This window comes from Pseudomonas sp. R3-57, assembly GCF_051132065.1.
Classification (GTDB): Bacteria; Pseudomonadota; Gammaproteobacteria; order Pseudomonadales; family Pseudomonadaceae; genus Aquipseudomonas.
The window spans coordinates 4132548-4144964 of record NZ_CP071655.1 but is presented as its reverse complement, the minus strand read 5'-3'; the positions used below and the strand labels follow the sequence as shown (position 1 = coordinate 4144964).

Below are 12417 nucleotides of genomic sequence, written 5' to 3'. Positions count from 1 at the left end.
TGCTCGCGATAGCGTCATGACAGTCAAGATTGATTCGAATGACACACCGCCATCGCGAGCAGGCTCACTCCTACAAGGGGAGGGGCCTTTTGATTGAAGTAGGGCGGGCTCTTGTAGATGCCGCCCTTTTTTGTGCAAGAGCATTATGCAAAGCAGCAGCAACCTGTTTCCTGTCGCCCTGATCAGTGCCGAGCGGCGCGGTGATCTGAGCGAAGATGTGTATCGACTCAAACCCGGCAACAGCCCCGACTGGTCCGTGGAAATCGCCGTCACCCGCCTGGGCATGGCCGATGACTCGGCGCCGCGTGGCGTGCCGGTGATTCTGCTGCACAGCAGTTTTTCCAATCGACGCTTCTGGTTTTCGCCCAAAGGTCTGGGCCTGGGTGCGTACCTGACGCGCTTGGGCTTCGACGTCTGGATTCCCGAGATGCGCGGCCACGGTCTGTCGCAGCGCAACGAGGATTATCGGCGCAACCGGGTCGCCGATTACGCGCGTTACGATCTGCCGGCGATTGCCGCGTTCGTTCGTGAGCAAAGTGGGCAGATTCCGCACTGGATCGGCCATTCGCTGGGCGGGATTACCCTGGCGGCGGCGCTGGGTGGCGAATATCTAGGCGAACCGGCGGTGGCGTCGGCGGCGCTTTTTGGTACCCAGGTCAGCCGCACCTACTGGCCGCTGAAGATTCCGCCGCTGGAGTGGGGCAGTCGCTTCATTCTCAAGCGTTTCGCGCAGTTGTCCGGGTCACGCCTGCGACGCGGCCCGGAAGACGAGCCGATCGGCCTCGCCATCGAAAGCATGCGCTGGTACGGCTTGTTCGGCCGCTTTGGCGACAAGGACAAGGATTGGTGGGCCGGGCTCGCCGACGTTCGGGTGCCGGTGTTGGCGGTGACGGCGGCGGGCGATCATCAGGATCCGGCGTGGGCCTGTCGCAAGCTGTTCGAGCAGATCGGCTCCGAGCACAAGCAGTTCGTCAATCTGGGGCGCGAGCAAGGTTTCAGCGATAATTTCGGCCATGTCGAAATGCTGGTGAGCAAAGCGGCGCAGGCCGAAGTGTGGCCACTGGTGGCGCGCTGGCTGAACGATCAGCAGACGCCATTGCTGGCGCAGGCGGCAGATCTGGCCGCTGCGGTGTAAGGGGCGTTCCGTTCAGCCTGGCTTGCGGCTAAGATATGACGAATTGTGCGGTTCTGGTCATATTTTGCGACTGTTTAGCGATTACGTTTCAGGCTGCGTTCAGGTTCGCTCAGCGACCATGGCGTGGGCTAAGGTAAACAGCGACTGGCCGGACTCGTCTCATCAGAATGCGGCATCCTTGATCGTCTTGCTTTTTACAGGAGTTTTTCGATGAACCATTACCTTACGCCTGACCTGTGCGACGCCTACCCGGAGCTGGTGCAGGTGCTGGAACCGATGTTCAGCAATTTCGGCGGCCGTGATTCCTTCGGCGGCGAAATCGTGACCATCAAATGCTTCGAAGACAACTCGCTGGTCAAGGAACAGGCCGAACTCGACGGCACCGGCAAAGTGCTGGTGGTCGACGGCGGCGGCTCGCTGCGCCGCGCGCTGTTGGGCGACATGATTGCCGAAAAGGCTGCAAAAAACGGTTGGGAAGGCATGGTGATCTACGGTTGCATCCGTGACGTCGATGTCTTGGCTCAAACCGATCTCGGCGTGCAGGCGCTGGCCAGCCACCCGATGAAGACCGAAAAGCGCGGCATCGGCGACCTCAACGTCGCGGTGACCTTCGCCGGTGTGACTTTCCAGCCGGGCCACTATGTCTATGCGGACAACAACGGCGTGATCGTTTCGCCGAGTCCGCTGCAGATGCCTGAATAAGCTTTTCGACAAAGGGATGCGGATGTTCGAGGAAGAAAACGCGCAGTGGGGGCTGGTGCATGCCCTGGTGCTGGACGGTAAGGGCGGTGCGCGTTCGATAGCCCGGACGGAACTTGACGATCTGCAGCTGCAGGCGCACGAAAGCCTGTGGCTGCATTGGGATCGCAGCCATCCGCAGACCCAGACCTGGCTGCGCAAATCCAGCGGACTCAACGAGTTCACCTGCGACCTGCTGCTGGAAGAGAACACCCGACCACGCCTGTTGCCGCTGCCCGAGTCCGAGCTGCTGCTGTTTTTGCGTGGGGTCAATCTCAACCCGGGCGCCGAGCCGGAAGACATGGTTTCGGTGCGGATTTTCGCTTCTGCGCAACGGGTGATCTCCCTGCGTTTGCGGCCATTGCGCGCCACTGATGAGTTGCTCGCGCAACTGGCTGACGGCAAAGGCCCGAAGACTTCTTCGGAGCTGATCCTTTATCTGGCGCAGTTCCTCACCAATAAAGTGCAGGATCTGGTCACTTGCCTCTCGGAAATCGCCGATGAGGAAGAAGAAAAAATGGATGCCGACGAACGGTATACCCCCGAGCATGGCTCGGTTTTGCACATCCGTCGGCGGGCTGCCGGGCTCAAGCGTTTTCTCGCCCCGCAACGGGATATTTTCGGCCAGCTGACGCGGATAAAACTGCCCTGGTTCGTCGATGACGATGCCGATTACTGGAACGAACTGAACAACAGCCTGACCCGCTATCTGGAAGAGCTGGAATTGACCCGGGAGCGCGTGGGGCTTGTGCTGGAGGCCGAAGACCGGCGTTTGAGCGTACGCATGAATCGCACCATGTATCGCTTCGGGATCATCACCTGCATTTTTTTGCCGATGAGTTTTTTCACCGGCCTGCTGGGTATCAATGTCGGCGGCATTCCGTTTGCCGAAAGCCCTTACGGGTTCCTGATCGCCTGCTTGACGGTGCTCGCCATGGCTCTGGGGCAATGGTGGTTGTTCCGTCGTTTGCGCTGGGTATGAAGAGGCCGCATGTGACCCGAGCAAATCTGCCCGCGTCTTTCACAGACATCACGAGAGGTGCGTATGCACGATCCGTTTGAACAGTCTTTGCGCGACATGCTCAACGCCTCGCCGTCCAGCCGCGACGACGATGCCTGCCTGGGCCGCGTACTCAAAACCGCCAACCGCCAGGTCGGCGCCGGTGATCTGTTCAGCCTGCTGGGCCGCTGGCTGCCCGCGCTGATGATCGCCCTGAACAATGGCTCGGCGCATGTTTCGCCGGTTTCCCGTCTTCGTAAACCTGCTGTTCGCACTGCTGATAAGGCTGATTGAATATGGAACTTGATCTCTGGACTCAGAGCCTCGTCACTGCAATGACTGCGTTGTGGACCAAAGTCGCTAATTTCATTCCGAACCTGTTCGGCGCACTGGTTGTGCTGCTGTTGGGTTTCGTCGTGGCCAAGCTGCTCGACACCTTGCTTTCCAAGTTGCTGGCCAAATTGGGCCTTGATCGCCTGATGGGCGGCACCGGTCTGACCAAGCTGATGTCGCGTGCCGGGCTGCAAGTGCCGATCTCGACCTTGATCGGTAAAATCGTTTACTGGTTCGTTCTGCTGATTTTCCTGGTTTCTGCAGCAGAATCCCTTGGCCTTGAGCGAGTTTCAGCTACGCTGGACATGCTGGCGCTGTATCTGCCGAAAGTCTTCGGCGCCGCGCTGGTGTTGCTGGTCGGTGTGTTGCTCGCGCAATTGGCCAACGGCCTGGTGCGCGGAGCGGCGGAAGGCGTAGGCCTGGACTACGCTTCGGGGCTGGGGCGCATCGCGCAGGGGCTGGTGATCATCATCAGTATTTCGGTGGCGATCAGTCAGCTCGAGGTCAAGACCGACCTGCTGAACCATGTGATTGTCATTGTATTGATTACCGTTGGTCTGGCAGTTGCGCTGGCCATGGGGTTGGGAAGCCGGGAAATTGCCGGGCAGATTCTTGCGGGAATCTATGTGCGTGAGTTGTACGAGGTTGGGCAACAAGTGCGTGTTGGCGAGGTCGAAGGCCAGATCGAAGAGATCGGCACGGTTAAAACCACATTGCTGACCGATGAGGGTGAGCTAGTCTCTCTCTCCAATCGGATCCTGCTGGAACAGCATGTGAGTAGCCGCTAAACCGGCAAACCCTGCTAATGTATGCCGCCGCAAAATGCCAGCCAAGGCTGGCTGCGGTGGACATTGACCTGACTGTCGGCACGACTTGTTTTGAATAAAGCCCAAACGCTATCCACGCGCTACGACCCCCGCGAGCTCTCTGATGAGGAGTTGGTCGCGCGCTCGCACACCGAGCTTTTTCACGTAACGCGCGCCTATGAAGAGTTGATGCGGCGTTACCAGCGAACATTATTTAATGTCTGTGCGAGATATCTTGGGAACGATCGCGACGCAGACGATGTCTGTCAGGAAGTGATGCTGAAGGTGCTGTATGGCCTGAAGAACTTCGAGGGGAAATCGAAGTTCAAAACCTGGCTTTACAGCATCACTTACAACGAATGCATCACGCAGTATCGGAAGGAACGGCGTAAGCGTCGCTTGATGGACGCTCTCAGCCTGGACCCTCTTGAAGAAGCGTCTGAAGAAAAGGCGCCGAAACCGGAGGAGAAGGGTGGGCTTGATCGCTGGCTGGTGTATGTGAATCCGATTGACCGCGAAATTCTGGTGCTACGATTTGTCGCAGAGCTGGAGTTTCAGGAGATCGCAGACATCATGCACATGGGTTTGAGTGCGACAAAAATGCGTTACAAACGCGCTCTAGATAAATTGCGTGAGAAATTTGCAGGCATTGCTGAAACTTAGTTCAGCGCAAATATCTCTTACGTGTAGGCAAGTTCTGATAGACTTGCCGCCGAGTTGTCCCCCGGTTTGCGGGACTGCTTCACAATCACCAGATGGGGATTTAACGGATGAAACTGAAAAACACCTTGGGCTTGGCCATTGGTTCTCTGATTGCCGCCACTTCGTTCGGCGCTCTGGCACAAGGCCAAGGCGCAGTTGAAATCGAAGGCTTCGCCAAGAAAGAACAATTCGACAGCGCTCGTAACTTCAAGAACAACGGCAACCTGTTCGGCGGTTCGATCGGTTACTTCCTGACCGACGACGTAGAACTGCGTCTGGGCTACGACGAAGTGCACAACGTACGTGCCGACGATGGCAAGAACGTCAAAGGCGCTAACACCGCTCTGGACGCTCTGTACCACTTCAACAACCCAGGCGACATGATTCGTCCATACGTTTCGGCCGGTTTCTCTGACCAGAGCATCGACCAGAACGGTTCGAACGGTCGTAACCGTTCCACCTTCGCCAACGTTGGCGGCGGTGCCAAGCTGTACTTCACCGAGAACTTCTACGCCCGTGCTGGCGTTGAAGCTCAATACAACATCGACCAGGGCGACACCGAGTGGGCTCCTAGCGTCGGTATCGGTGTGAACTTCGGTGGCGGCTCCAAGCCTGCTGCTGCTCCAGTTCCAGCACCCGCTGAAGTCTGCTCCGACAGCGACAACGATGGCGTTTGCGACAACGTTGACAAGTGCCCGGACACCCCAGCCAACGTAACTGTTGACGCTGATGGCTGCCCAGCAGTTGCTGAAGTTGTTCGTGTTGAGCTGGACGTGAAATTCGACTTCGACAAGTCGGTCGTCAAGCCAAACAGCTACGGCGACATCAAGAACCTGGCTGACTTCATGAAGCAGTACCCATCCACCACCACTACTGTTGAAGGTCACACTGACTCCGTCGGTCCTGACGCTTACAACCAGAAACTGTCCGAGCGTCGTGCAAACGCCGTTAAGCAAGTTCTGACCAACCAGTACGGTGTTGAATCGTCCCGCGTTCAGTCTGTTGGCTACGGCGAATCCCGCCCAGTTGCTGACAACAAAACTGACGCTGGCCGCGCTGTTAACCGTCGCGTAGAAGCGCAGGTTGAAGCTCAAGCTAAGTAATTAGCTGCCGCTCTGAGAAAAGCCCGGCTTAGGCCGGGCTTTTCTTTGTCTGCGATTTGCCGAGGCGATATGTATTCAGGCCGTCGCCATCGAAGGCAGATCGTATTGCGCGGACTGAGTCGCGGCTGCGACTGCACCGATCACCAGAATCGCAGGGCTTTTCAGCTCGAATAGTTTGGCATCCTCATTCATGGTGCTCAGGTCGCTGCGGCATTCGCGCTGCTGCGGCAGTGAGGCATTCTCGATCATCGCCACCGGCGTTTCCGCCGCCATGCCCCCGGCCAGCAGTTGCTCGCGAATCTCGCCGAGTTTGGCCACACCCATGTAAATCACCAGCGTCGTCCCGCTCTGTGCCAGTGCCTGCCAGTTCAGTTGGCTGTCGTCCTGAGTGTGCGCGGTCACCAGCGTCACGCCGCGGGCCACGCCGCGCAAGGTCAGCGAAATATCGCATTGCGTGGCGCCGGCCAGGCCTGCGGTGATGCCATTGACCAGCTCCACTTCGACGCCGCGCTCGCGCAGCCACTGCGCTTCTTCACCGCCACGGCCGAAAATGCACGGATCGCCACCCTTGAGCCGCACCACGCATTTGCCGTGGCGCGCGTAACGCAGCATCAGCCGATGGATGAATGCCTGCGGGGTCGAGCGACAGCCGCCACGTTTGCCCACGCTGATGATCCGCGCGTCAGGGCAGTGTTCCAGCACCGCTTCGTTGACCAGGTCGTCGATCAACACCACATCGGCCGCGCGCAACGCACGTACCGCTTTGAGGGTCAGCAATTCCGGATCACCAGGACCTGCACCCACCAGCCAGACTTTTGCATTCATGGTGTTTTCCTCATCAGATGACGGCGGCCGGCTGCACTTCGGCGGCCAGCAAGCGTTTGATTTCCGGGACGCACGAGCCGCATTGCGTGCCGCAGCCCAATTGATTTTTCAGACCTTGCAGATCCAGACCCTGGCGAATGCCAGCGCAGACGGCGTTGAGGCTGACGTTTTTGCAGTTGCACAAAGTTTTATTGGCCGCGACCTGCACGCCGGCATTGCCCGGCGGCGCGCTCATCGGCGCCAGCAGCCAGCGGCGCAGTTGTTCGTCGGCACGGCCCTCCAGCCACAACCCCTGCAACCAGTGCTGCGCCAGGGTTTCGCCAGCCAGACGAATCGCAGTAATCCGACCGTTCTCGATGCGCACGCGTTTGCCAATCGCGCGGCGTGGGTCGTCGTAGGCGAGGACCGGTCCGTCAATCAGTGACAGGCACTGGTCAATTTGCGCGAGCAATGGCGCATCCGGCGCCTCTTGGCTGGCAGCGCGTATCAGCAGCGCCGGACGTTCGCGTCCGACAAGGCTGAGGCTGACGTAGGAAAACGCCTCGCAGAGCGGCCGTAGCGTCTCGAAATGCCGCTGCACATCGCCCTCGATCAGGGCGAACAGTTGCCACGGCAGATTGACCGGCTCCAGGCGCACACCGCTGTGTTTCAGTTCCGGTTGTTTCGACAGTGGATCGAAGGCCGGCTGGGTCAGGTTGTTCACGCCGCCCTTGAGAAAACGATCGCCCCAGTGCATCGGCAAAAACGCCTGACCGGGACGCACGCTGTCATCGCTGCCGACTGCGACGATCACCGCGCCGCGACGGCTTTTCAGATTGACCAGATCGCCTGGTTGCAGACGGTGCCGGCGCATCTCGTCGGGATGCAGACTGAGCACGGCTTCGCTGACATGGCCGAACAGTTGCGCAGCGGTGCCGGTGCGGCTCATGCCGTGCCACTGATCGCGCAGGCGCCCGGTGAGAAGAGTCAGCGGGAAGCGCGCGTCGCGTTGCTCCTTGGCGGCACGGTACGGCTCGGCGATGAATTGCGCGCGACCGCTGGCGGTAGGAAAAACCCCGTCGGTGTACAAGCGCGACGTGCCTTGCCGGGCACCGATCGGGAACGGCCACTGTTGCGGGCCGATCTGATCGATCAGCGCATGGCTGATGCCGGACAGATCGAGATCGCGGCCTCGGGTCAGGCCTTTGAATTCATCGAACAATTGCGCCGGCTCAGCGAAGGCAAACAGACTCGGTTGCTGCGCACGCAGACGTTGCTCAAGACGCTGGGCGAAATCCACGGTGATCGCCCAGTCCGGCCGTGCTTCACCCGGTGGGACAATCGCCTGGCGAACGTGGGAAATGCGCCGCTCAGAGTTGGTCACCGAGCCTTCTTTCTCGCCCCAGCTGGCGGCAGGCAGCAGCAGGTCTGCGAAGGCGGCGGTTTCGGTGGTGCGAAACGCTTCCTGCAACACCACGAACGGGCAGGCCTCAAGGGCCGCGCGCACCGCGCTTTGGTCCGGCATCGATTGCGCCGGGTTGGTACAGGCAATCCACAAGGCCTTGATCTTGCCGCTGCGCAGGTTTTCGAACAATTCGATGGCGCTGAGGCCGGGCGCTTCCGGCAGACTTTCCACGCCCCAGTATCGCGCCACTTCAGCGCGGTGCGCCGGGTCGGCCGCATCGCGGTGGCCGGGCAGCAGATTCGACAGGCTGCCGGTTTCGCGCCCGCCCATGGCGTTCGGCTGACCGGTCAGGGAGAAAGGTCCTGCGCCCGGCCGGCCGATTTGCCCGGTGGCCAGGTGCAGATTGATCAGCGCACTGTTTTTCGCGCTGCCAGCGGTGGACTGATTCAAGCCCATGCACCACAGCGACAGAAAGCTCGGCGACGTGCCGACCCATTCGGCGCACTGCTGCAACTGCTCGACGCTGATCCCGCACAGTTGCGAGACCATTTGCGGGGTGTAGTCGCGGACCAGATTCTTCAGTTCGGCCAGACCTTCGGTGTGGGCATTGATGAAATCGCGGTCGACCCAGTCTTCCCACAGCAGCAGGTGCAAAATCCCATGAAACAGCGCGACATCGGTGCCCGGCAGAATCGCCAGATGCAGGTCAGCCAGATCGCAGGTGTCGGTACGCCGTGGATCGATGACGATGACTTTCATCTGCGGGCGCCGCGCTTTGGCTTCTTCCAGCCGACGGAAAAGCACCGGATGGGCGTAGGCCATGTTACTGCCGACGATCATCACGCAATCGCTCAGCTCCAGATCTTCATAACTGCACGGCGGCGCGTCGGCACCCAGACTGCGTTTGTAGCCGACCACGGCGGAAGACATGCACAGGCGTGAATTACTGTCGATGTTGTTGGTGCCGACCAGCGCCCGCGCCAGTTTGTTGAAGGCGTAGTAATCCTCGGTGAGCAACTGCCCGGAAATGTAGAACGCCACGCTGTCCGGGCCGTGCTCGGCGATGGTTTCGGCGAAAACATTGGCGGCGTGTTCCAGCGCGGTGTCCCAGTCTGTGCGGCTGCGCGCCAGACCTTTGCCCAGGCGCAGCTCTGGGTAGAGCGCGCGGGCGGCAAGGTCGCCGGTCAGGTGCAGGGTCGAGCCTTTGCTGCACAGTTTGCCGAAGTTGGCCGGGTGCGCCGGATCGCCGCTGACGCCGAGGATGCGCTCGCCGTCATGCTCGATCAGTACGCCGCAGCCGACCCCGCAATAGCAGCAGGTCGAGGCGGTCGTCTGGCGGTTCATCAGATGGCGTCCCGCAGCGCCAATTGCACCCGACCGTTTTCGACCCGGGCCGGATGGTGATGGGCGCAGCCAACGTCCGGCGCCTGGGCTTCGCCGGACTCGAGGTCGATCTGCCAGTTGTGCAGCGGGCAGGCTACGCGTTTGCCATAGATCAGGCCTTGCGACAACGGCCCGCCCTTGTGCGGGCAGCGGTCGTCGAGGGCGAAAACCTCGTCGTCGCTGGTACGAAAAATCGCAATGTCACCTTTTGGCCCGGCAATGATTCGAGAGCCGAGGGCATTGATCTCGTCGAGGGCACAGATATCGAGCCAGTTCATGCCGGCACCTCCAGGTTTTTCAGAGGGATCACGTCGAATTCTTTCTTCAGTTGCGGTTGCGCCAGACGCTCTTTCCACGGGTCCTGTTCGAACGACAGGGAGAATTGCAGGCGCTCGTTCAAGGCTTTGCGCCGCTCGGCGTCTTCGAGCACGTTCTTCTTGATGTGCTCCATGCCGACCCGCTGCAGGTAGTGCACGGTGCGTTCGAGGTAGAAAGCTTCTTCGCGGTACAGCTGCAGGAAGGCGCCGTTGTATTCGCGCACTTCATCGGCGGTTTTCAGTTTGACGAAGAACTCGGCGACCTCGGTTTTGATCCCGCCGTTGCCGCCGATGTACATCTCCCAACCGGAATCGACGCCGATGATGCCGACGTCTTTGATGCCCGCTTCCGAGCAATTGCGCGGGCAGCCGGAGACCGCGAGTTTGACCTTGTGCGGCGACCACATGTTGAACAGGTCGTGTTCGAGGTCGATGCCCAGTTGCGTCGAATTCTGCGTGCCGAAGCGGCAGAACTCGCTGCCCACGCAGGTCTTCACCGTACGGATGGATTTGCCGTAGGCGTGGCCGGACGGCATGTCGAGGTCTTTCCACACGCCGGGCAGGTCCTGCTTTTTGATCCCCAGCAGGTCGATGCGCTGGCCGCCGGTGACCTTGACCATCGGCACTTGATATTTGTCGGCGACGTCAGCGATGCGCCGCAATTCCGAGGGATTGGTCACGCCGCCCCACATCCGTGGCACCACCGAATAGGTGCCGTCCTTTTGAATGTTGGCGTGGGCGCGTTCGTTGATCAGGCGCGATTGCGGATCGTCCTTGGCTTCGCCCGGCCACGTGGAAATCAGGTAATAGTTGAGCGCCGGGCGGCAGGTCGCACAGCCATTGGGCGTGCGCCAGTTCAGGTAACTCATGGTGTCGGCGATGGTCAGCAGATGCTCTTGGCGAATCGCCTGGCGGATCTGCCCGTGATTGAGGTCGCTGCAACCGCAAATGGCTTTTTCGCTTTTCGGTTTGACGTCCGCCGCGCCGCCGACCGTGTTGATCAGGATCTGCTCGACCAGACCAGCGCAGGAACCGCAGGAGCTGGCAGCCTTGGTGTGTTTCTTCACTTCATCGACGCTGAACAGGCCGTGTTCCTGAATCGCCTTGACGATGGTGCCTTTGCACACGCCGTTGCAGCCGCAGACTTCGGCGCTGTCGGCCATGACCATGGCTTTGTCCTGGCCCTGATGTCCTACATCGCCAAGGGCGTTTTCGCCAAACATCAAATGATCGCGGATCTCGCCGATGGCGTGATTCTCACGAATCTGCCGGAAATACCAACCGCCATCTGCCGTATCGCCGTACAGACAGGCTCCGACCAGCACGTCATCCTTGATTACCAGTTTCTTGTACACACCGCCGATCGGGTCGGAGAGGGTGATGGTTTCGGTGCCTTCGCCGCCCATGAAGTCGCCGGCAGAGAACAGGTCGATGCCGGTGACTTTGAGTTTGGTCGAGGTCACCGAGCCCTGATAACGGGCGAAACCCAGTTGCGCGAGGTGGTTGGCGCAGACCTTGGCCTGTTCGAACAGCGGCGCGACCAGACCGTAGGCGATGCCGCGGTGGCTGGCGCATTCGCCGATCGCGTAGATACGCGGGTCGTAGGTTTGCAGGGTGTCGTTGACCAGAATCCCGCGGTTGCACGGGATGCCAGCCTTTTCCGCCAGTTCGGTGTTGGGGCGGATGCCGGCCGCCATGACCACCAGATCGGCGGGGATGATGTCGCCGTTCTTGAACTGCACCGAGCCGACCCGGCCATTGCCGGCGTCGTGCAGGGCCTGGGTCTGTTCGCACAGGCGGAAGTGCAGGCCACGGGATTCCAGCGCCGATTGCAGAAGTTGGCCGCTGGTCTTGTCCAGTTGCCGCTCCAGCAGCCATTCACCGAGGTGCACCACGGTGACGTGCATGCCGCGCAGCATCAGGCCGTTGGCCGCTTCGAGGCCAAGCAGGCCGCCGCCGATGACCACGGCGTGCTTGTGGGTTTTGGCGGTGTCGATCATGGCCTGGGTGTCGGCGATGTCGCGGTAACCGATCACGCCCTCCAGGGTGTTGCCGGGGATCGGCAGGATGAATGGCGTGGAGCCGGTGGCAATCAGCAAGCGATCGTATTCGGCTTCGCTGCCGTCCTCGGCGATCACCCGGCGCTTGACCCGGTCGATCTCCACCACTTTGCGGTTGAGCAGCAGCTTGATGTTGTTTTCGAGGTACCAGTCGAGGTCGTTGAGCACGATCTCTTCGAAGGTCTGCTCACCGGCGAGCACCGGGGAGAGCAGGATGCGGTTGTAGTTGGTGTGCGGTTCGGCGCCGAAGACGGTGATGTCGTACAGGTCGTTGCTCAGTTTCAGCAATTCTTCGAGGGTGCGAACCCCGGCCATGCCATTGCCGACCATCACCAGTTTGAGTTTTTTCATCAGGTTCTCCGGGGAGCTGCGGCGGGCCTCTGGTGGGCCGTCGGGCCGTGCTCGACAAATTTTGCGCAAACAAAAAAAGGCGTCCCGCTAGTTGCCTAGCGAGGACGCCTTTGTCCTGGTCCCGTTCTCTCGGGGAGCCCAGCCTTCGTCGTTGAAGGTTGGGCTTTATGTGTGTGTTGAGAGGAGTAATGCAGTGGTTGTGCCAACTTGGCAAATGGCGGGTTTATTGGGGATTGGTTGAAAATGAAGGGCTTTTTTTGCACCGATTGGAGGCGTGTTG

At 60.1% G+C, this 12417-nt stretch carries 11 protein-coding genes; 7 read left to right on the top strand and 4 right to left on the bottom strand.

What is annotated here, in order from left to right:
- Nucleotides 1–145 precede the first annotated feature (145 nt).
- From J3P93_RS18570 to J3P93_RS18540, 7 genes are all read left to right on the top strand, one after another.
- Nucleotides 146–1135 carry an alpha/beta fold hydrolase gene (locus tag J3P93_RS18570; RefSeq protein ID WP_434590540.1) on the top strand — a complete coding sequence of 330 codons (990 nt, stop codon included), beginning with the start codon at nucleotides 146–148 and terminating at the stop codon, nucleotides 1133–1135.
- 210 nt (nucleotides 1136–1345) lie between these two features.
- The gene (rraA, locus tag J3P93_RS18565; RefSeq protein WP_336354351.1) at nucleotides 1346–1837 is read left to right on the top strand and encodes a ribonuclease E activity regulator RraA; all 492 of its coding nucleotides are present in this window, start codon (nucleotides 1346–1348) and stop codon (nucleotides 1835–1837) included.
- A 22-nt stretch (nucleotides 1838–1859) separates the two neighbouring features.
- Complete coding sequence (locus tag J3P93_RS18560) at nucleotides 1860–2855, top strand: zinc transporter ZntB (RefSeq protein WP_332761695.1); 996 nt, start codon at nucleotides 1860–1862, stop codon at nucleotides 2853–2855.
- 63 nt (nucleotides 2856–2918) lie between these two features.
- Nucleotides 2919–3167, top strand: coding sequence for a CrfX protein (locus J3P93_RS18555; RefSeq protein WP_090282551.1), 249 nt, complete (start codon nucleotides 2919–2921; stop codon nucleotides 3165–3167).
- Between the two features lie 2 nt (nucleotides 3168–3169).
- Nucleotides 3170–3994: a mechanosensitive ion channel family protein gene (locus J3P93_RS18550; protein WP_016773831.1), complete on the top strand. Its 825-nt coding sequence runs from the start codon at nucleotides 3170–3172 to the stop codon at nucleotides 3992–3994.
- 90 nt (nucleotides 3995–4084) lie between these two features.
- Complete coding sequence (gene sigX / locus J3P93_RS18545) at nucleotides 4085–4675, top strand: RNA polymerase sigma factor SigX (protein ID WP_011333251.1); 591 nt, start codon at nucleotides 4085–4087, stop codon at nucleotides 4673–4675.
- A 107-nt stretch (nucleotides 4676–4782) separates the two neighbouring features.
- A complete protein-coding gene (locus tag J3P93_RS18540; protein ID WP_016773833.1) occupies nucleotides 4783–5817 on the top strand; it encodes an OmpA family protein in 1035 nt (344 codons plus the stop codon).
- Nucleotides 5818–5892: 75 nt separating this feature from the next.
- Here the strand turns inward: J3P93_RS18540 and cobA are convergent, their stop codons facing one another.
- From cobA to nirB, 4 genes are read right to left on the bottom strand one after another with little or no spacing between them, the layout of a single operon-like run.
- Nucleotides 5893–6642, bottom strand: a complete 750-nt coding sequence (gene cobA, locus J3P93_RS18535; RefSeq protein WP_434590532.1) for a uroporphyrinogen-III C-methyltransferase — start codon at nucleotides 6640–6642, stop codon at nucleotides 5893–5895.
- Between the two features lie 13 nt (nucleotides 6643–6655).
- On the bottom strand, nucleotides 6656–9370 hold the full coding sequence (locus tag J3P93_RS18530) for a nitrate reductase (RefSeq protein ID WP_434590529.1): 2715 nt from the start codon (nucleotides 9368–9370) through the stop codon (nucleotides 6656–6658).
- The gene (nirD, locus tag J3P93_RS18525) at nucleotides 9370–9687 is read right to left on the bottom strand and encodes a nitrite reductase small subunit NirD (RefSeq protein ID WP_090282554.1); all 318 of its coding nucleotides are present in this window, start codon (nucleotides 9685–9687) and stop codon (nucleotides 9370–9372) included. Before nirD ends, J3P93_RS18530 begins: the two co-directional genes overlap by 1 nt.
- Entirely contained in the window at nucleotides 9684–12137 is a 2454-nt protein-coding gene (nirB, locus tag J3P93_RS18520; RefSeq protein ID WP_434590526.1) for a nitrite reductase large subunit NirB, read from the bottom strand. Before nirB ends, nirD begins: the two co-directional genes overlap by 4 nt.
- Between the last annotated feature and the right edge of the window lie 280 nt (nucleotides 12138–12417).